Raw genomic sequence first — 18,929 nt, 5'->3', positions numbered from 1 at the left:
ATCAGGCCGTGGGCAGCGCGTAGTCCTTGAGCTGCTGGCGCAGCGTCATCTTCTGCATCTTGCCGGTCGCACCCAGCGGGATGGCATCGACGAACACCACGTCATCGGGGATCTGCCACTTGGCGGTCTTGCCCTCGTAGAAGGCCAGCAGTTCCTCGCGAGTGACGCTGGCACCGGGCTTCTTCACCACCACCACGATGGGGCGCTCGTCCCACTTGGGGTGCTTCATGCCGATGCAGGCGGCCATGGCCACGGCCGGGTGGGCCATGGCGATGTTCTCCACGTCGATGGAGCTGATCCACTCGCCGCCGGACTTGATCACGTCCTTGCTGCGGTCGGTGATCTGCATGAAGCCGTCCGGGTCGATGGTGGCCACGTCGCCGGTGGGGAACCAGCCCTTGCCGTGCTCGTCGTAGCGCAGCGGGTCGCCGCCCTCGCCCTTGTAGTAGCTGGCAATGATCCAGGGGCCGCGCACCAGCAGGTCGCCGAAGCTCTTACCATCCCAGGGGAGCTCGCGGCCTTCGTCGTCGACGATCTTCATGTCCACGCCGTACACCGCACGGCCCTGCTTCAGGCGCACCTTGAGCTGCTCCTCGGGCGGGAGCTGGGTCTGGGCGTTCTTGAGGGTGCAGACCGTGCCCAGCGGCGACATCTCGGTCATGCCCCAGGCGTGCAGCACCTCGACGCCATAGGTGTCGTTGAAGGCATTGATCATGGCCGGCGGGCAGGCCGAGCCACCGATCACGGTGCGCTTGAGGGTCGAGAAACGCAGGTTGTTCTGCTGCATGTGGCCCAGCAGCATCTGCCACACGGTGGGCACACCGGCGGCCATGGTGACCTTCTCGTTCTCGATCAGCTCGTACACCGACTTGCCGTCCAGCGCCGGACCGGGGAACACCAGCTTGCAGCCCACGGCGGCGGCCGAGTACGGCAGGCCCCAGGCGTTGACGTGGAACATGGGCACCACCGGCAGGATGCTGTCGCGGGCCGAGCAGCCCAGCGCATCGGGCAGCGCCGCGCCGTAGGCGTGCAGCAGCGTGGAGCGGTGCGAATACAGCGCGGCCTTGGGGTTGCCGGTGGTGCCGCTGGTGTAGCACATGCTCGATGCGCTGTTCTCGTCGAACTCGGGCCAGTTGTAGGCGGCGTCGCTGTGGCCGCCGATCCAGGCCTCGTAGCTCGTCAGGCCGGGAATGCCGCTGTCGGCCGGCAGCTTGTCGGCATCGCACAGGGCCACCCAGTGCTTGACCGTGGGGCACTTGGCCGCCACCGCCTGCACCAGCGGCAGGAAGGTCATGTCGAAGCACAGGGCGCTGTCCTCGGCATGGTTGACGATCCACACCAGCTGCTCCGGGTGCAGGCGCGGGTTGAGGGTGTGCAGCACCCGGCCGGTGCCGCTGACGCCGAAGTACAGCTCCAGGTGGCGGTAGCCGTTCCAGGCCAGCGTGGCCACGCGGGAACCGAACGGCAGGCCGGTGGCGTCGATGGCCCGCGCCACCTGGCGGGCCCGGCGGGCCACCTGGCCCCAGCTGCTGCGGTGGATGTCGCCTTCGACCCGGCGCGAAATGATCTCGCCGCTGGCATGGTGGCGTTCGGCATGGACGATCAGGGCCGAAATCAGCAGCGGCTGGCTTTGCATTTGTCCCAGCATGGGGAGTCTCCTGTTGGTGTCGGTATGGGAAAGTCGCCCGGTACCCCGGGGAGCTGCCGCGATCCTACCGTGCAGCCAGCCGCTTCCACGCAGGGGCGGGGAAACCCTGTCACCGGCGTGTCTGGCCCCGGGTCGCACAATCCGGGGGATGAGCCTGACTGTCCCCACCCGCTCGCCGACCCTGGTCTGGCGCAACCGCTTTGCCGACCTGGGCGAGGCCTTCTTCACCGACAACCCGCCCACGCCGCTGCCCGATCCGCAATGGGTCGCCTGGTCGGCGGGACTTGCCGAGGAACTGGGCCTGCCGGCCGACTGGATGGCCGGCGCCGAGGCGGCCGAGGTCTTCACCGGCAACCGCCTGCTCCCCGGCAGCCGGCCGATCGCCACGGTGTACAGCGGCCACCAGTTCGGTCACTGGGCCGGGCAGCTGGGCGACGGTCGCGCCATCTGGCTGGGCGAGATCGACACCCCGTCCGGCCCGCAGGAGCTCCAGCTCAAGGGCGCCGGCCTGACGCCGTATTCCCGCATGGGCGACGGACGCGCCGTGCTGCGCAGCTCCATCCGCGAATTCCTGTGCAGCGAGGCCATGCACGGCCTGGGCATTCCCACCACCCGGGCGCTGGCCCTGACCGCATCGCCCGCCCCGGTGGTGCGCGAGACGGTCGAGACCGCTGCCGTGGTCACCCGCGTGGCGCCCAGCTTCGTCCGCTTCGGGCATTTCGAGCACTTCGCGGCGGCCGGCCGCATCGACGAACTGCGCCGACTGGCCGATTTCGTCATCGACCACCACCACCCGGCCTGCCGCGAAGCCGGCGGCAACCCGTACGCGGCCCTGCTGGAGGCGGTGAGCGCGCGCACGGCCGAGCTGCTGGCCCAGTGGCAGGCGGTGGGCTTCTGCCACGGGGTCATGAACACCGACAACATGAGCATCCTGGGCCTGACCATCGACTACGGGCCCTTCCAGTTCCTGGATGCCTTCAACCCGGGCCACATCTGCAACCACAGCGACACCGGCGGCCGCTACGCCCACCACCGCCAGCCCAACATCGCCTACTGGAACCTGTTCTGCCTGGGCCAGGCGCTGCTGCCGCTGATGGACGACCAGCAGCAGGCGCTGGACGCCCTGGAGCCCTACAAGACGCTGTTCCTGGCCGCCCTGCAGCGCCGCATGGGCGCCAAGCTGGGCCTGAACACCGTGCAGCCCGGCGACGAGGTGCTGGTCGAGGACCTGATGCAGCTCATGGCCCGGGACGCGGTGGACTTCACCGTGCTGTTCCGCCGCCTGAGCGATGCCGCCGACGGCCCGCTGGAGCCGGTGCGCGACCTGTTCCTGCAGCGCGAAGCCTTCGATGCCTGGGCCGCACGGTGGCGTGAGCGCCTGCAGGCCCAGCCCGGCTTCGATGCCGCCGCCACGCGGGCGCAGATGCAGCGCACCAACCCGCGCATCGTGCTGCGCAACCACCTGGCCGAAATCGCGATCCGCCGTGCCCGCGAGGGCGATTTCTCCGAAGTGCAGCGCCTGCTGAAAGCTTTGCAGGCGCCGTTCGACGAACGATCAGGCGAAGACGATCTGGCCGCCCTGCCCCCGGACTGGGCCGCCGGCATCGAAATCAGCTGCTCATCCTGATCAACCCCTGAGGCTTGCCATGACACACCCGGACACCCCCGACTTCCCCATCCAGAAATCCGATGCCGAATGGCGCGAACTGCTGGCCGCCAAGGGCGCCGAGCCCGGGGCCTTCGAGATCACGCGCCGGGCCTACACCGAGCGGCCTTTCACCGGCAAGTACGAGCAGATCTGGGCCGACGGCAGCTACCACTGCATCTGCTGCGGCAACCACCTGTTCGACGCCGGCACCAAGTTCGACGCCGGCTGCGGCTGGCCGAGCTTCTGGAAGGCCATACCCGGCGCCATCACCGAGCGGGTGGACCGCAGCCACGGCATGGTGCGGGTGGAAACCGTGTGCAGCCAGTGCGGCGCCCACCTGGGGCACGTGTTCGAGGACGGCCCGGCACCCACCGGTCTGCGCTACTGCATGAACTCGGCGTCGATCGATCACCAGCCCAAAGGCTGATACCGCCGAGGGCTGACGTCAGCGCACCGGGTTGCGCACCAGGTTCATGATCTGCCCGGCATCCAGCGTGGCCGCCTTCTCGCGGATCTGGGGCAGGTAGCGGGTCTGCAGGTCGCGGGCCGGACCCAGCAGGTTCTGGAAGGTGTCCCGCAGCACGGCGGTGTTCATGGTCCGCCCCCCGGCGTAGTAGCGCCGGGCCACCTGGCCCAGTGCATAGGTGGTGGCAAACGACATGGCCATGCCGGTGGCCGCCCCGCCGACGCGTCCGGCGGTCCGCCCCGCCGCCTTGCCCAGCAGGCCGCCCAGCAGCTTGCGGCCGAACTGTTCCAGGTACTGCGAGGTCATGCCCACCCCGGCAGCGGCCAGGAATTCCTTGATGTGCCCCTGGTCCAGCGTCACGCCGTGGGCCACGCCGATGGCATGCACCAGCTTGATCTGCACCGGGATGATGGCCATGGACGCCCAGGACTGCGGCAGCAGCTCCAGGGCGCCGGCCAGCAGCGCATGGTTGAGGATGGTCTTGTCCAGTGCGGCGTCGCGGGCAGGGTCGACCGAGACCACCGGGGTCACTGCGGCGGCGCCGGCCGCAGCGGCTGCCGGCGCCGCCGCCGGCACCAGCTCGCGCGTGGCCTGCACCAGCTCGGCCTCCTGCCGCTCGAACGGCGCCACCGCTTCGGCGGCCGGCACCAGCCGGGCCTTGAGGTCGGACAGGAAGGTGGCCTCGGCCGCGCTGCGCTGGCCATCGGCCTCGCAGACGCACACCGCCATCTCGTAGGCCAGCTGGCGGTGGGCCGGGTCGGACAGTCCCGCCACGGCGCCGGCCACGGTGGCCCGCTTCAGCAAAACATCCTGATACAGGCGGGCCAGACCGCCACCCCCCGGTTCGTGGCCCAGCGAGTCGGCGATCTGGCGGATGGCCTCGCGCTCGCTGTCGGCCTTCTGGCCGTCGGCGAAGGCCGCCAGCAGGGCGATGGTCAGGATGGCTTGCTGTTCCTGGGTGTTCATGGGGTCCTCCATACAGATGGCCGATGGAGCCGGCGACCGGCCCGCCAGTTCCCCGGCGCGGGAAGGGTATGCCGCGCGGCCGATAATCCGCCCATGCGCTTTCTCATCGACTTTTTCCCGATCGGTCTGTTCGTGGCCGCCTACAAGTGGCAGGGCATCTACGTGGCCACCGCCGTGCTGATGGCCGCCACCGTGCTGCAAACCGGCCTGATATGGCTGCTCGACCGCAAGCTGCAGACGCTGCACAAGGTCACGCTGGTGCTGGTGCTGGTGTTCGGTGCGCTCACCCTGTTCCTGCAGGACGAGCGCTTCATCAAGTGGAAGCCCACCGTGCTGTACGCCAGCATGGCCGTGGTGCTGGCCGCTGCCCTGTGGATCTGGAAGAAGAACTTCCTGCAGATCCTGCTGGGCAGCCAGCTGAGCCTGCCTGCAACCGTGTGGGCGCGGCTCACCGTGGCCTGGGTCGGCTACTTCCTGTTCATGGCGGCCATCAACGGCTGGGTGGCGGCCTACTACAGCACCGAGGACTGGGTGAACTTCAAGCTCTGGGGCTACATCTTCCCGGTGGTGTTCATCGTGGGTCAGGGCATTTACATCGCCCGCCACCTCAAGGATGAAACGGCAGGCAAATCATGATGCAGGACATCACCGCCGCCGCCATCGAGGAACGTTTGCGCCAGACCCTGCATCCGACCCATGTGGAAGTGCTGGACGAGAGCGCCGCACATGCCGGGCATGCGGGCTCCAACGGACGCGGCCAGGGCACCCATTTCCGGGTGCGGATCGACGCGCCGGCGTTCGTCGGCCGCACCCGCGTGGCGCGTCATCGCCTTGTGTATGATGCCCTGCGCGACTTCACAGACGCGGGCCTGCACGCGCTGGCCATCGAGATTTCAACCCCCTAGGAACTCCATGAAACTGTCCCTGTCGGCCCTGACCGCGGCCGTGCTGATCTCCACCGCACCGTGGGCTGCAGCCCAGAACGTCGCCATCGTCAACGGCAAGCCGGTGCCGACCTCCCGCATCGACGCCCTGGCCGCCCAGGTGGCCGCTGCCGGCCGCCCGGTCGACGACACCGTGCGCGCCCAGCTCAAGGAAGAGGTCATCCTGCGCGAGATCTTCATGCAGGAAGCCCAGAAGCGCGGCATCGCCGGCACCGACGAGTTCAAGACCCAGATGGAGCTGGCCCGTCAGACGCTCATGATCCGCGCGCTGTTCGCCGACTTCCAGAAGAAGAACCCGGTGACCGACGCCGACGTCAAGGCCGAGTACGACAAGTTCGTGGCGGCCAACAGCGGCAAGGAATTCCGTGCCCGCCACATCCTGGTCGAGAAGGAAGACGAGGCCAAGGCCATCATCGCCTCCATCAAGGGCGGTGCCAAGTTCGAAGACATCGCCAAGAAGCAGTCCAAGGACCCGGGATCCGGCGCCAACGGTGGCGACCTCGACTGGGCCCCGGCCGCCAGCTATGTGCCCGAGTTCTCGCAGGCCATGCTCAAGCTGGGCAAGGGCCAGCTGTCGGACGCTCCGGTGCAGACCCAGTTCGGCTGGCACGTGATCCGCGTCGACGACATCCGCGACGCCGAGCTGCCCAAGCTCGACGAGGTCAAGCCGCAGATCGTCCAGCAGCTGCAGGGCCAGAAGCTCAACGCGTTCCAGCAAGGCCTGCGCGAGAAGGCCAAGATCCAGTAAGACGGCTCAGGCCGCCGCGACCTGCATCAGCAGGTGCGCCAGTTCCAGCGGGGCACTGACCATCGGGTCGTGCCCCGTTTGCATTTCCAGCACCTGCCAGCCGGGCTCCTGCCGCACCTTGAGGCGGGCCGGCGCGATGGTGGGCAGCGCCGGTGCGGTACAGTCGATGAAGGTGCGCGGCAGGCCCGCCACCCGGGCGGCATCGAACTGCAGCGGCTGGTGGTACAGCGCAAAGGGCTGGGGCGTCTGACGGCGGTTGACCCAGTCGCGGTCGGCCCCGTCCAGGCCGAACACCGAGGCGTCCGGCGGCGGAAAGCTCAGGCCGCCGCTGGCCGCGGCCGCCGCGCTGCGGGCCTGGCGGGTGTCCGGGCTGTGCGGCGTGCTCCAGGCGGTGCCGGGGTCGGGCACCGACGCATCCAGATAGACCAGCCGGGCCAGCGCGCCGGGTCGTTGCTGCTGCAGCCGGTCGGCCACGCCGGTGATGACCATGCCGGCGTAGCTGTGGCCCACCAGCACCACATCGCTCAGCTCCTCGGCATCGATCAGGCCGATCACGTCCTGGATGTGGGTGTGCAGGTCGACCGCCGGGGTCAAGAGGTGGGCCCGCTCGCCCACGCCGGTGAGGGTGACCGCATGGGCCTCGGCGCCGGCCTGCCTGAGCAGGGGCAGCACCCGGCGCCAGCACCAGGCGCCGTGCCAGGCGCCATGGACCAGAACGAAGGTGGGGGATGCGGTCATGGGGCTTCTCCGGGACAATATCGGGTTATCTTCGGCCGTCTGCCGGCCGCGACCTTCCGATTCTGCCCATGCTGCCCCACCAGATCGAACTGCTCTCCCCGGCCCGCGATGCCGACATCGGCATCGAGGCCGTGAACCACGGCGCCGACGCGGTCTACATTGGCGGCCCGTCCTTCGGTGCCCGGACCTCGGCCGACAACAGCGTGCAGGACATCGCCCGCCTGGTGCGCCATGCCCACCGCTTCGGCAGCCGGATCTTCGTGACGATGAACACCATCCTGCGCGACGACGAGCTGGAGCCGGCCCGACAACTGGCCTGGCAGCTGTTCGATGCCGGGGTGGACGCGCTCATCATCCAGGACATGGGCCTGCTGGAGATCGACCTGCCCCCGATCCAGCTGCACGCCAGCACCCAGACCGACATCCGCACCCCCGAAAAGGCCCGCTTCCTGCAGGACGCCGGGCTGTCGCAGATCGTGCTGGCCCGCGAACTCACGCTGCCGCAGATCGCGGCCATCCGCGCCGCCACCGACCCCGAGCGCTGCACGCTGGAGTTCTTCATCCACGGCGCCCTGTGCGTGGCCTACAGCGGCCAGTGCTATGTGAGCCACGCCCACACCGGCCGCAGCGCCAACCGGGGCGACTGCTCCCAGGCCTGCCGCCTGCCCTACGAGGTCAAGGACAGCCAGGGCCGCATCGTGGCGCACGACAAGCATGTGCTGTCCATGAAGGACAACAACCAGAGCGACAACCTGCGCGACCTCATCGAGGCCGGCGCCCGCAGCTTCAAGATCGAGGGCCGTTACAAGGACTTGGGCTACGTGAAGAACATCACCGCCCACTACCGCCGACTGTTCGACGAGATCCTCGACGAACGCCCCGAGCTGGCCCGTGCCTCCAGCGGCCGCTGCAGCTTCAGCTTCACGCCCGACCCGGACCAGAACTTCAACCGCGAGTTCACCGATTACTTCGTGCAGGGCCGCAAGGAGGACATCGGCGCCTTCGACACGCCCAAGAACCCGGGCCGCCCCATCGGCTGGGTGACCCAGGTGGGCGACCGCTGGGTCGAGATCCAGACCGACGACCCGGCCACCGTCATCCACAACGGCGACGGCCTGTGCTATCTGGACCTGCACAAGGAACTGGTGGGCCTGCAGATCAACCGCGCCGACGCCGCCGGCGCACAGGGCCGCTGGCGGGTGTTTCCCAAGGATGAGCTGGCGGGCCTGCGCCACCTCAAGCGCGGCACGGTGATCAACCGCAACCGCGACATGGAATGGGTGCGCACGCTCGACCGCAAGTCGGCCGATCGCCGCATCGGCGTGTGGATGAAGCTCTCGGAGGTGCCGGGCGGCCTGGTGCTGGACCTGACCGACGAGGACGGCCACACCGGCTCGGCCACGCTGCAGGCCGCCCTGGAGCCGGCGCGGGATGCCGCACAGGCCGACGGCAAGCTGCGCGAGGCCCTGGGCCGCATGGGCGAGACCATCTTCGAGCCCATCGACATCGCGCTGGACCTGACGCAGCCCTGGTTCGTGCCGGCGTCAATGCTCAACCCGCTGCGCCGCGACGCGGTGGCTGCGCTGGAGGCTGCGCGCGCCGCCGCCTGGACGCGTCTGCCGCGCGCGGTACCGGTGGAGCCGCCCGTGCCCTACCCGGAAGACACCCTCACGTATCTGGCCAACGTCTACAACCACAAGGCGCGCGACTTCTATGCCCGCCACGGCGTGAAGGTGATCGCCTCGGCCTACGAGAGCCACGAGGAAACCGGCGAAGTGAGCCTGATGATCACCAAGCACTGCGTGCGCTTCAGCCTGAGCCTGTGCCCCAAGCAGGCCAAGGGCGTGACCGGCGTGCAGGGTACGGTCAAGGCCGAGCCCATGACCATCACCCATGGCAACGAGAAGCTCACGCTGCGCTTCGACTGCAAGCCCTGCGAGATGCATGTGGTGGGCAAGCTCAAGCCCGGCGTGGCCCAGAGCGTGCGGGACATCGCCCAGCAGACGGCCACCAGCCCCATCCGCTTCTACAAGACCCGGCCGGTCACGACGGCCTGATCGGAGGACAGGTCAGCGGTCTTCCCGGGCCTCGATCAGCAGCTGGCGAATCCGGGCACCGTGCACGCGGGCCTGCGCCCTGACCCGAAGCGCCTGCTCCGGGGCCAGGCGCACCTGCTGGTGGTACTCCAGGCCGTCGGTCTGTCCCGGGTTGCGGGTGTCGATGCGGCGCGACCACTGGCGCTGGCCGTCGAACTCCACCGACAGCTCGTGCCAGGCACCGCCCGGCGTGGCGGGCGCGTCCACCAGCAGGGTGATGTCCACATCGAAGACCCGGGCCCGCTCCACCAGCCCCGGAATGTCGAGCACCGCCACCGAGTCGGTGCCGACGTCCCGCAGCCAGTGCTCGGACGGTGCCGTTGGCCGCTGCGCCATGGATCAGGCGCCAGCCGCGGGCTTGCGCAGGCGGGCCACCATCGACACCACGCCGGCCACCACTGCGCCGCAGGCCAGGCCCACCAGGCCACCGGCCAGGCTGGACAGGAGGCCGCCCCAGGCACCCAGCCCCGCCGCCAAGGCCTCGATGGCATGGCCCACGGCCGGCACGCCGTGCACCAGGATGCCGCCGCCCACCAGGAACATGGCGGCCGTGCCCAGCACCGACAGGGCCTTCATGAGCCAGGGGGCGAAGGCCAGGATGCCCCGCCCCAGCGCCTGCTGCCAGGCCGCTGCCTGCCGGTGCAGGTACAGGCCCAGGTCGTCGAGCTTGACGATGCCGGCCACCAGGCCGTACACGCCCACGGTCATCAGCACCGAGATGGCCACCAGCACGCCCAACCGCTGGGCCATGCCGGCCGTGGCCACGGCGCCCAGGGAGATGACGATGATTTCCGCCGACAGGATGAAGTCGGTGCGCACCGCGCCCTTGATCTTGTCCTTCTCGAAGGCCACCAGATCGACCTTTTCGTCCTGCACGGCCTGAATCAGTTCGGCGCGGTGCTTCGCGTCAGCGTCCGATGACCCGGCAAAGAACTTGTGCAGCAGCTTCTCGGCGCCCTCGAAGCACAGGAACAGGCCGCCCAGCATGAGCAGCGGCGTGATGAGCCACGGCAGGAACGCGCTGATGAGCAGCGCCGCCGGCACCAGGATCATCTTGTTCACCGCCGAGCCCTTGGCCACCGCCCAGACCACCGGCAGTTCACGGTCGGCGTGGACGCCGGTGACCTGCTGGGCATTGAGCGCCAGGTCGTCGCCCAGCACGCCGGCGGTCTTCTTGGCCGCCACCTTGGTCATGACCGAGACATCGTCCAGCAAGGTGGCGATGTCGTCGATCAGGGCGAGCAGACTGGTTCCGGCCATGGTGTCTCCGTGTGAGGGTCAACCCACCCAGCGGCGGGCGTTGCGCCACAGGCGCATCCAGCCGCTGTAGGCCGACGGGTCCTGGTCGGTCCAGCTCATCTGGATGTTGCGGAACACCCGCTCGGGGTGCGGCATCATGGCCGTGAAGCGGCCGTCGGCCGTGGTCACGGCGGTCAGGCCGCCCGGGCTGCCGTTGGGGTTGAAGGGGTAGCGCTCGGTGGCCGCCCCGGTGTGGTCCACGAAGCGCATGGCGCCGATCACCTCGGCGGCGTTGCCCCGGTGGCGGAAGTTGGCATAGCCCTCGCCATGCGCCACCGCGATCGGCAGGCGGGTGCCGGCCATGCCCTGCAGGAACAGGCTGGGCGAATCGAGCACCGCCACCAGCGACAGGCGCGCCTCGAAACGCTCGCTCTGGTTGGTGGTGAAGCGCGGCCAGGCCTGTGCGCCGGGAATGATGTCGGCCAGTTCGGCAAACATCTGGCAGCCGTTGCACACGCCCAGGCCGAAGGTGTCGGTGCGGGCGAAGAAGGCCTTGAACTGGTCGGCCAGCGCCGCATTGAAGGTGATGGAGCGGGCCCAACCGATGCCGGCGCCCAGCGTGTCGCCGTAGCTGAAGCCGCCGCAGGCCACCACGCCCTGGAAGTCGGCCAGCTTCGCGCGGCCGGACTGCAGGTCGGTCATGTGCACGTCGAAGGCGTCGAAGCCGGCCAGGGTGAAGGCATGGGCCATCTCCACATGGGAGTTGACGCCCTGCTCCCGCAGGATGGCCACGCGCGGACGCGCCCGGTTCAGGAACGGCGCGGCCACGTCCTCGGCCGGGTCGAAGCTGAGGTGGCTGTGCAGGCCGGGGTCGGTCGGGTCACCGGCGGCGGCGTGTTCGGCGTCGGCGCAGGCCGGGTTGTCGCGCTGCTGGTTGATCTTCCAGCTCACGCTGTCCCAGACCTGCTGCAGGTCGCTGATGCGGGCACTGAACACCGCCTTGGTGTCGCGCCAGATCTGCAGTTCGCCCTTGCCGGCGTCCATCGGCGAGCTGGCCGGGCGGGTCTTGCCGATGAAGTGGCTGAACTTCGACAGACCGTGCTCACGCAGCACCTGCATGACCTCGTTGCGTTCGGCGGTGCGCACCTGCAGCACCACGCCCAGTTCCTCGTTGAACAGGGCGCGCAGGGTCAGCTCCTCGCGGCGGGCGCTGACCTGCTTGCTCCAGTTCTTGGCATCACCCACTTCGGCGCGGCTGTCGCTGATGCCGTCGCCTTCGGTGACCAGCAGGTCCACATTCAGGGCCACGCCCACCTGGCCGGCGAAGGCCATTTCGGCCACCGCGGCCAACAGACCGCCGTCGCTGCGGTCGTGGTAGGCCAGCACACGGCCCTGCGAACGCAGGGTGTTGACGGCATCCACCAGCGCGATCAGGTCCTGCGGGCTGTCCAGGTCGGGCACCTCGCCGCCGGGATGGCTCAGGGTCTGGGCCAGGATGCTGCCGCCCATGCGGTGGCGGCCCTTGCCCAGGTCGACCAGCACCAGGGTGGTGTCCTCGGTGTCGCGGTCCAGCTGGGGCGTGAGGGTGCCGCGCACGTCGGGCAGGCTGGCGAAGGCGCTGACGATCAGGCTGACCGGTGCAGTCACCTTGCGGGTCTGGCCGTCGGCCTGCCACTGGGTGCGCATGGACAGGCTGTCCTTGCCCACCGGGATGGACACGCCGAGCGCCGGGCACAGTTCCATGCCCACGGCCTTGACGGTCTCGTACAGCGCGGCGTCTTCGCCCGGTTCGCCGCAGGCCGCCATCCAGTTGGCCGAGAGCTTGACGCGCGGCAGTTCGATGGGCGCAGCCAGCAGGTTGGTGATGGCCTCGGCCACCGCCATGCGGCCGCTGGCGGCCGGGCTGGTGGCGGCCAGCGGGGTGCGCTCCCCCATGCTCATGGCCTCGCCGGCAAAACCGGTGTGGTCGGCCAGGGTCACGGCGCAGTCGGCCACCGGCACCTGCCAGGGGCCGACCATCTGGTCGCGGTGGCTCAGGCCACCCACGGTGCGGTCGCCGATGGTCACCAGGAAACGTTTGGAGGCCACGGTCGGGTGGCTCAGCACGTCGATGACGGCCTTCTGCAGGTCGATGTCGGTCAGGTCCAGCGGCGGCGACTGGCGGACCACGGTCTTCACATCGCGGTGCATCTTCGGCGGCTTGCCCAGCAGCACGGCCATGGGCATGTCGACGGGACTCTCGGCGCCCTCGTCCACCAGCTTCAGTTCGCGTTCCTCGGTGGCCACACCCACCACCGCGAACGGGCAGCGCTCGCGCTCGCAGAAGGCGCGGAAGGTCTCCAGCGACTCCGGTGCGATGGCCAGCACATAGCGCTCCTGGCTCTCGTTGCACCAGATTTCCTTCGGTGCCAGACCGCTTTCCTCCAGCGGCACCGCGCGCAGGTCGAAGCGGGCTCCGCGCCCGGCGTCGTTGGTGATCTCGGGGAAGGCATTCGACAGGCCGCCGGCACCCACGTCGTGGATGGCCAGGATGGGGTTGCGCTCGCCCTGCTGCCAGCAGTGGTTGATGACCTCCTGCGCCCGGCGCTCGATCTCGGGGTTGCCGCGCTGCACCGAGTCGAAGTCCAGGTCGGCCGCGTTGGTGCCGGTGGCCATGGAGCTGGCCGCACCGCCGCCCATGCCGATCTTCATGCCGGGACCGCCGAGCTGCACCAGCAGGGTGCCGGCCGGGAATTCGATCTTGCGGGTCTGGGTGGCGTCGATGCTGCCCAGACCCCCGGCGATCATGATGGGCTTGTGGTAGCCGCGCTGCACGCCGTCGACCTGCTGCTCGTACTCGCGGAAGTAGCCCAGCAGGTTGGGCCGGCCGAATTCGTTGTTGAAGGCGGCGCCGCCCAGCGGACCCTCGGTCATGATCTGCAGCGGGCTGGCAATGTGTTCCGGCTTGCCGCCGGGCTGGTCGCTCAGGCCGCCCCACAGGCGGCTCACCGTGAAACCGGTCAGGCCGGCCTTGGGGCGCGAGCCCCGGCCGGTGGCGCCTTCGTCGCGGATCTCGCCGCCAGCGCCGGTGGACGCGCCCGGAAAGGGCGAGATGGCGGTCGGGTGGTTGTGGGTCTCCACCTTCATCAGCACATGGTGGGTGGCCGCCTCCAGCTGGTAGCGCGGCAGCTGCTGGCCATCGAACCGGGCCACCAGGCGCTGCACCGGGTGGCCTTCCATGACCGAGGCGTTGTCCGAATAGGCCACCACCGTGTGCTGCGGGCTGGTCTGGTGGGTGTGGCGGATCATGCCGAACAGGCTCTTGTCCTGCGGCGTGCCGTCGATGGTGAACTGGGCGTTGAAGATCTTGTGGCGGCAGTGCTCGGAGTTGGCTTGCGCGAACATCATGAGCTCGACGTCGGTCGGGTTGCGGCCCAGGCCCTGGAAAGCCGTCACCAGGTAGTCGATCTCGTCTTCGGCCAGGGCCAGGCCCCAGGCGGTGTTGGCCTGCACCAGTGCGGCGCGCCCGCCGCCCAGCACGTCCACATGCTCCATGGGGGCCGCCTGGAGTTCGGTGAACAGGGCACGGGCCTGATCGCGCTGCAGCACCACGGTCTCGGTCATGCGGTCGTGCAGCACGGCGGCCACCGCCTGCAGCTGCTCCGGCTTGAGGCTGGCCTTGCCCAGCAGGCCGCTTTTCAGGCCGATGCGGAACTCCACCAGCCGCTCCACCCGGTGCAGCACCAGGCCGCAGTTGCGGGCGATGTCGGTGGCCTTGGAAGCCCAGGGCGACACCGTGCCCAGGCGTGGCATCACCAGAAGCGCCGGGGCATCCTGCGCGGCCAGGGCCTGGTGGGCCTCGGTGACCGGCTCGCCGTAGGTCAGCAGCTCGGCCAGGCGCTGCTCCAGGGCGGCATCCGGCTCGGCGTCGAAGCTGGCCAGGTGCACGAAGCGGGCACTGAGGTGGGTGATCTTGTCGGAGACGGCCTGCAGACGGGGCAGGAGTTGCTGGACTTTGAAGTCGCTGACGGCATTGCCGCCGTCAAAAAAGCGCAGGTGCAGGGACACGTTGGGAGCCTGAGGTGCGTTGACCCACCGGGTGGGCGGAAAACCCGGGATTTTACCCGTCGCACCCTCCGGGCCACCCGCTGCAGCGCCTGCAAATACGGGTGCCGGTGGGATAATCCGGCCCCATGAGCATCACCATCAAAGACGAGGCCGGCGTCGCCGGCATGCGCACCGCCTGCCGGCTGGCCTCCGAGGTTCTGGACTACCTCACCCCGCTGATCCAGCCGGGTGTCACCACCCTGGAGATCGACCGGCTGGCCGCCGAGTACATGAAGCAGCAGGGCACGGTCTCGGCCACCATCGGTTACCAGCCGCCGGGCTACCCGCCCTACCCCGGCCACCTGTGCACCTCCATCAACCATGTGGTGTGCCACGGCATCCCGAACGACAAACCGCTGAAGAAGGGGGACATCCTCAACGTCGACGTGACCGTCATCAAGGACGGCTGGTTCGGCGACAACAGCCGCATGTACCTGGTGGGGGGTGAGGCCGCCGCCAGCGTGCAGGCCCGCCGCCTGTGCCAGGTGACCTTCGAAGCCATGTGGAAGGGCATCGTGCTGGTGCGCCCCGGCATCCGGCTGGGCGACATCGGCCACGCCATCCAGACCTATGCCGAATCCAACGGCTTCTCGGTGGTGCGCGAGTTCTGCGGCCACGGCATCGGCCAGCGCTTCCATGAAGAGCCCCAGGTGCTGCACTACGGCCGACCGGGCACCATGGAAGAGCTCAAGCCGGGCATGACCTTCACCATCGAGCCCATGATCAATGCCGGCAAGCGCGACATCAAGGAGGCCGGTGACGGCTGGACCATCGTCACCCGCGACCGTTCGCTGTCGGCCCAGTGGGAACACACGGTGCTAGTCACCCCCACCGGCTACGAGGTGCTGACCCTGTCCGCCGGCAGCCCGGCTGCGCCTGCCTTCGTCGGCGAAGCCGCTGCGGCGGCCGCCTGACCGGAGCCCCGCCCATGGCACCGCTGGCGGAGCTGCGGCAGCGCTACCGTGACGACAAGGCCGCCCTGTTTGCCCAGCTGGGCGTGCAGGGCTCGTCCACCCGGGGGGTGCGCCGGGCACTGCGCCAGCTGGCCGACCTGACCGACCGCACCCTCACCCAGCTCTGGGAGCACGCGGGGTTCTCGGTCGACACCGCCCTGGTCGCCGTGGGCGGCTACGGCCGGGGCGAGCTGTTCCCCTACTCCGACATCGATGTGCTGGTGCTGCTCCCCGAGGGCTGCCAGCCCGAACAGGACCCGGCCCTGAAGGCCCGGCTGGAAGCCTTCATCGGCTCCTGCTGGGATGTGGGTCTGGAGATCGGGTCGAGCGTGCGGACCCTGGACGACTGCATCGCCGAGGCCGGCAAGGACGTGACGGTCCAGACCTCGCTGCTCGAATGCCGGCCGATCGCCGGCAGCCGGAAGGCCTTTCGCACCCTGGTGCAGCGCCTGGGCGAGGCCATGGATCCCAAGGCCTTCTTCGTGGCCAAGACGCTGGAAATGCGCCAGCGCCACCACAAGTTCGAGAACACGCCCTATTCGCTGGAGCCCAACTGCAAGGAATCGCCCGGCGGCCTGCGTGACCTGCAGATCATCCTGTGGGTGGCCAAGGCGGCCGGTCTGGGCCGCAGCTGGGACGAACTGGCGCGCAAGGGCCTGGCCACACCGCTGGAGGCGCGCCAGATCAAGGCCAACGAGGCCTTGCTCGGCCTCATCCGCGCCCGGCTGCACCTGCTGGCCCGCCGCCGGGAAGACCGGCTGGTGTTCGACCTGCAGACCACGGTTGCCGAATCGTTCGGCTACAGCAACCAGACCCCGCCGCCGGGCGAGGTCCGTCCACGCAGCCTGCGCCGGGCCAGCGAGGCGCTCATGAAGCGCTACTACTGGGCCGCCAAGGCCGTGACCCAGCTCAACCAGATCCTGCTGCTCAACATCGAGGAGCGACTGGCCAGCAGCGACACCGGCGTGCAGCGGCTGCGCCCGATCAACGACCGCTTCTTCGAGAAGGGCGGCATGCTGGAGGTGGCCAGCGACCACCTCTACCTGCAGCAGCCGCACGCCATCCTGGAGACCTTCCACATCTACCAGACCACGGTGGGCGTGAAGGGCCTGTCGGCCCGCACGCTGCGCGCGCTGTACAACGCCCGGTCGGTCATGAACGGCAAGTTCCGGGCCGACCCGGTCAACCGCGAGCAGTTCCGCCGCATCCTGCAGGAGCCGCAGGGCATCACCCATGCCATGCGGCTGATGAACCAGACCTCGGTGCTGGGCCGCTACCTCTGGGTGTTCCGGAACATCGTCGGGCAGATGCAGCACGACCTGTTCCATGTGTACACGGTGGACCAGCACATCCTGATGGTGCTGCGCAACGTGCGGCGCTTCTTCATTGCCGAGCACTCGCACGAATACCCGTTCTGCTCGCAGCTGGCCGCCGGCTGGGACAAACCCTGGATCCTGTACGCCGCCGCGCTGTTCCACGACATCGCCAAGGGTCGGGGTGGCGACCATTCCGAGCTGGGTGCCAAGGACGTGCGCACCTTCTGCCGCCAGCACGGCATCGAGCGCGAGGATGCCCGGCTGATCGAGTTCCTGGTGAACGAGCACCTCACCATGAGCCGGCTGGCCCAGAAGGAAGACCTGAGCGACCCGGACGTGATCAATGCCTTCGCGCGCCGCGTGGGCAACGAGCGCTACCTCACCGCCCTGTACCTGCTCACGGTGGCCGACATCCGGGGCACCAGTCCCAAGGTGTGGAACGCCTGGAAGGGCAAGCTGCTGGAAGACCTGTACCGCTACACGCTGAGGGCCCTGGGCGGCCGCGCGCCCGATGCCGGCGCCGAGGTGGAAGGCCGCAAGCGCGAGGCCCTGCAGATGCTGGCCCTGCACGCCCTGCCCCACAACGCCCACAAGAGCCTGTGGGACACGCTGGAGGTGAGCTACTTCATGCGCCACGAGGCCGACGACATCGCCTGGCACACGCGCATGCTGACCCGCGAACTGGCCCGGCCGGAGCGTCAGACCGACGAGGCCCGCCAGCGCAGCATCGTGCGGGCGCGGCTCTCGCCCGAGGGCGAGGGCCTGCAGGTGCTGGTGTACGCCCCCGACCAGCCCGACCTGTTCGCCCGGATCTGCGGCTATTTCGACATGGCGCACTTCAGCATCCTGGATGCCCGGGTGCACACCACCCAGACCGGCCACGCCCTGGACACCTTCCAGGTGGTTGTGCCCGAACTGGCCGACCACTACCGGGAGCTGACCGCCATGGTGGAAAACCGGCTCGCCCAGGTGATCGACGAACGCGGTCCGCTGCCGCCGCCCACGCTGGGGCGCCTGTCGCGCCGGGTGAAGAACTTTCCGGTCACACCGCGCGTGGACCTGCGGCCGGACGAAAAGGCCCAGCGCTGGCTGCTGTCCATCTCGGCCAGCGACCGCGCCGGCCTGCTCTACGGCATCACCCGGGTGCTGGCCCGGCACGACATCAGCGTGCAGCTGGCCAAGATCACCACCCTGGGCGAGCGGGTGGAAGACACCTTCCTCATCAGCGGAGCGCCGCTGCAGGTCAACAAGCGCCAGATCGAGATCGAGACCGAGCTGCTGGAAGCACTGGCGGGTTGATGCTCCGCAGGCCACGGCGGTGGCCAAGGGTGTGCCGCTCAGCATCAGGTGCGGGGTGACAACGGCGGGTCATCGAACGACAGACGCCTGCGTTCCTGATCAAGGTCATGGACCCGGCTCACCACCCACGAGCAGACGTCGGGCACCGGCTGATCGTGGTGGAGTGCATCGACCAGTTCGACCAGACAGCCGACGACGTCCTCACCCCGGTTCAGGCGCTCGGCATCGTCGGCCTGGGCGTCGTGCGCCAGCTCATCCCACTCGGTTCGGGCCTGCTGCAGCAGGACCTTGGGCGTCAGCCGGCCCACGCGGCGTTCCCATTCGGCCTGCAGCTGCCGAGCCTCGTGCATCAGCCACCCCTCCTGTGCCACCTGCTCCCGGTTGTGACGGATGACCGCCGGACCCAGGTCCCGAACACCATGGAGTGCCGGCAGCTGCTTCAGGTACGCGATCTGGTTGGGCAGCTGCCGGCTGGCGGTCATCTCCAGCAGATGTTCCTGGATCTCCTGCCCGTGCGCATCCAGCAAGCGCACTTCAGAGAGCCAGCGCCTCAGGCTGTGGTGCCCGTCAGGCGGCATCCCGGGGGATGCAGAACGGACCTGCCGGATCAGCACCGGTTCGGGGGCCGGGGTTCGGGAATCGGACGAGAAGGCCAAGCCGGTCCAGGAGGCAGGAAAGGACGCGGCGGACGATGCCGGGGAGCGGGCGGGTCGGGATGCGGATTGCAAGGTGGTATCCAGGCGGTTGAGGTCCGGGTTGGTCCCGGCACCTTGCCTGAAGAT

General features: G+C 69.0%; 15 protein-coding genes. 8 read left to right on the top strand and 7 right to left on the bottom strand.

What is annotated here, in order from left to right:
• Position 1: 1 nt before the first annotated feature.
• Positions 2-1,648, bottom strand: coding sequence for a 3-(methylthio)propionyl-CoA ligase (locus tag CAP38_RS04475; protein WP_086119636.1), 1,647 nt, complete (start codon positions 1,646-1,648; stop codon positions 2-4).
• Positions 1,649-1,796: 148 nt separating this feature from the next.
• On the opposite strand from CAP38_RS04475, the gene CAP38_RS04470 reads away from it, so the two are divergent.
• Together CAP38_RS04470 and msrB are read left to right on the top strand one after the other, a co-directional pair.
• A complete protein-coding gene (locus CAP38_RS04470) occupies positions 1,797-3,275 on the top strand; it encodes a YdiU family protein (RefSeq protein ID WP_086119635.1) in 1,479 nt (492 codons plus the stop codon).
• Between the two features lie 19 nt (positions 3,276-3,294).
• Positions 3,295-3,723, top strand: a complete 429-nt coding sequence (msrB, locus tag CAP38_RS04465) for a peptide-methionine (R)-S-oxide reductase MsrB (RefSeq protein WP_086119634.1) — start codon at positions 3,295-3,297, stop codon at positions 3,721-3,723.
• Positions 3,724-3,741: 18 nt separating this feature from the next.
• On the opposite strand, the gene CAP38_RS04460 is transcribed toward msrB, so the two are convergent.
• Positions 3,742-4,728 (bottom strand): YcjF family protein, encoded by a 987-nt coding sequence (locus CAP38_RS04460; RefSeq protein ID WP_086119633.1) that lies wholly within the window; start codon positions 4,726-4,728, stop codon positions 3,742-3,744.
• Between the two features lie 93 nt (positions 4,729-4,821).
• Here CAP38_RS04460 and CAP38_RS04455 point away from each other — a divergent pair, with 93 nt between their 5' ends.
• From CAP38_RS04455 to CAP38_RS04445, 3 genes are read left to right on the top strand one after another with little or no spacing between them, the layout of a single operon-like run.
• On the top strand, positions 4,822-5,364 hold the full coding sequence (locus CAP38_RS04455; RefSeq protein ID WP_086119632.1) for a septation protein A: 543 nt from the start codon (positions 4,822-4,824) through the stop codon (positions 5,362-5,364).
• Positions 5,361-5,633: a BolA family transcriptional regulator gene (locus tag CAP38_RS04450; protein ID WP_086119631.1), complete on the top strand. Its 273-nt coding sequence runs from the start codon at positions 5,361-5,363 to the stop codon at positions 5,631-5,633. Before CAP38_RS04455 ends, CAP38_RS04450 begins: the two co-directional genes overlap by 4 nt.
• Before the next feature lie 7 nt (positions 5,634-5,640).
• Positions 5,641-6,420, top strand: coding sequence for a peptidylprolyl isomerase (locus CAP38_RS04445; protein ID WP_086119630.1), 780 nt, complete (start codon positions 5,641-5,643; stop codon positions 6,418-6,420).
• 6 nt (positions 6,421-6,426) lie between these two features.
• Here CAP38_RS04445 and CAP38_RS04440 read toward each other — a convergent pair whose 3' ends face one another.
• Positions 6,427-7,158, bottom strand: coding sequence for an alpha/beta hydrolase family protein (locus CAP38_RS04440; protein ID WP_086119629.1), 732 nt, complete (start codon positions 7,156-7,158; stop codon positions 6,427-6,429).
• Between the two features lie 62 nt (positions 7,159-7,220).
• On the opposite strand from CAP38_RS04440, the gene CAP38_RS04435 reads away from it, so the two are divergent.
• Positions 7,221-9,215: a U32 family peptidase gene (locus CAP38_RS04435; RefSeq protein ID WP_086119770.1), complete on the top strand. Its 1,995-nt coding sequence runs from the start codon at positions 7,221-7,223 to the stop codon at positions 9,213-9,215.
• A 12-nt stretch (positions 9,216-9,227) separates the two neighbouring features.
• Here CAP38_RS04435 and CAP38_RS04430 read toward each other — a convergent pair whose 3' ends face one another.
• From CAP38_RS04430 to purL, 3 genes are read right to left on the bottom strand one after another with little or no spacing between them, the layout of a single operon-like run.
• On the bottom strand, positions 9,228-9,590 hold the full coding sequence (locus tag CAP38_RS04430; RefSeq protein WP_086119628.1) for a hypothetical protein: 363 nt from the start codon (positions 9,588-9,590) through the stop codon (positions 9,228-9,230).
• A 3-nt stretch (positions 9,591-9,593) separates the two neighbouring features.
• Positions 9,594-10,514, bottom strand: coding sequence for a DUF808 domain-containing protein (locus CAP38_RS04425; protein ID WP_086119627.1), 921 nt, complete (start codon positions 10,512-10,514; stop codon positions 9,594-9,596).
• A gap of 18 nt (positions 10,515-10,532) precedes the next feature.
• Complete coding sequence (gene purL / locus CAP38_RS04420) at positions 10,533-14,540, bottom strand: phosphoribosylformylglycinamidine synthase (RefSeq protein ID WP_086119626.1); 4,008 nt, start codon at positions 14,538-14,540, stop codon at positions 10,533-10,535.
• A 125-nt stretch (positions 14,541-14,665) separates the two neighbouring features.
• Between purL and map the strand changes: the two genes are divergently transcribed.
• Positions 14,666-15,493: a type I methionyl aminopeptidase gene (gene map / locus CAP38_RS04415; protein ID WP_086119625.1), complete on the top strand. Its 828-nt coding sequence runs from the start codon at positions 14,666-14,668 to the stop codon at positions 15,491-15,493.
• 14 nt (positions 15,494-15,507) lie between these two features.
• A complete protein-coding gene (locus tag CAP38_RS04410) occupies positions 15,508-18,147 on the top strand; it encodes a [protein-PII] uridylyltransferase (RefSeq protein ID WP_086119624.1) in 2,640 nt (879 codons plus the stop codon).
• Positions 18,148-18,191: 44 nt separating this feature from the next.
• On the opposite strand, the gene CAP38_RS04405 is transcribed toward CAP38_RS04410, so the two are convergent.
• Positions 18,192-18,725 carry a hypothetical protein gene (locus CAP38_RS04405; protein WP_143435749.1) on the bottom strand — a complete coding sequence of 178 codons (534 nt, stop codon included), beginning with the start codon at positions 18,723-18,725 and terminating at the stop codon, positions 18,192-18,194.
• Positions 18,726-18,929: the final 204 nt, after the last annotated feature.

This window comes from Hydrogenophaga sp. IBVHS2 (assembly GCF_002127215.1).
Classification (GTDB): Bacteria; Pseudomonadota; Gammaproteobacteria; order Burkholderiales; family Burkholderiaceae_C; genus Hydrogenophaga.
This window is presented reverse-complemented; position numbering and strand designations above follow the sequence as displayed.

Bases quoted from the DNA above. Each gene is read 5' to 3' on its own strand.
- CAP38_RS04475 (WP_086119636.1), bottom strand. From the start codon at position 1,648: ATGCTGGGACAAATGCAAAGCCAGCCGCTGCTGATTTCGGCCCTGATC.
- CAP38_RS04470 (WP_086119635.1), top strand. From the start codon at position 1,797: ATGAGCCTGACTGTCCCCACCCGCTCGCCGACCCTGGTCTGGCGCAAC.
- msrB (WP_086119634.1), top strand. From the start codon at position 3,295: ATGACACACCCGGACACCCCCGACTTCCCCATCCAGAAATCCGATGCC.
- CAP38_RS04460 (WP_086119633.1), bottom strand. From the start codon at position 4,728: ATGAACACCCAGGAACAGCAAGCCATCCTGACCATCGCCCTGCTGGCG.
- CAP38_RS04455 (WP_086119632.1), top strand. From the start codon at position 4,822: ATGCGCTTTCTCATCGACTTTTTCCCGATCGGTCTGTTCGTGGCCGCC.
- CAP38_RS04450 (WP_086119631.1), top strand. From the start codon at position 5,361: ATGATGCAGGACATCACCGCCGCCGCCATCGAGGAACGTTTGCGCCAG.
- CAP38_RS04445 (WP_086119630.1), top strand. From the start codon at position 5,641: ATGAAACTGTCCCTGTCGGCCCTGACCGCGGCCGTGCTGATCTCCACC.
- CAP38_RS04440 (WP_086119629.1), bottom strand. From the start codon at position 7,158: ATGACCGCATCCCCCACCTTCGTTCTGGTCCATGGCGCCTGGCACGGC.
- CAP38_RS04430 (WP_086119628.1), bottom strand. From the start codon at position 9,590: ATGGCGCAGCGGCCAACGGCACCGTCCGAGCACTGGCTGCGGGACGTC.
- CAP38_RS04425 (WP_086119627.1), bottom strand. From the start codon at position 10,514: ATGGCCGGAACCAGTCTGCTCGCCCTGATCGACGACATCGCCACCTTG.
- map (WP_086119625.1), top strand. From the start codon at position 14,666: ATGAGCATCACCATCAAAGACGAGGCCGGCGTCGCCGGCATGCGCACC.
- CAP38_RS04410 (WP_086119624.1), top strand. From the start codon at position 15,508: ATGGCACCGCTGGCGGAGCTGCGGCAGCGCTACCGTGACGACAAGGCC.
- CAP38_RS04405 (WP_143435749.1), bottom strand. From the start codon at position 18,725: ATGCCGCCTGACGGGCACCACAGCCTGAGGCGCTGGCTCTCTGAAGTG.